Annotated in this window: 1 protein-coding gene; it reads left to right on the forward strand. The window is 49.4% G+C overall.

The window, feature by feature from the left end; all coding sequences use genetic code 11:
- A partial coding sequence (locus KO529_RS06560) for a hypothetical protein (RefSeq protein WP_215947136.1) occupies positions 1 to 251 on the forward strand: 251 nt, incomplete at both ends.

Consider the following 251-nt stretch of genomic DNA (forward strand, 5'->3'; position numbering starts at 1 on the left):
ATTGCCGATGGGGACGATGATACCACCTATACCGCAGGGGCAGGATTAACGCTTACGGGAACTACATTCGCATTCGATGGATCATCCATAACGCCTGATTGGACAACACTGATCAACGTACCGGCCGGCTTCGCGGATAACACGGATAACGATACAACCTACTCCGCAGGGGCAGGATTGACACTTACGGGAACAGTATTTGCCTTGGATAATACTACGATAACACATGACTGGGCCGACATTACAAACAT

Source organism: Arenibacter algicola (assembly GCF_018860365.1).
Lineage (GTDB): Bacteria > Bacteroidota > Bacteroidia > Flavobacteriales > Flavobacteriaceae > Arenibacter > Arenibacter algicola_B.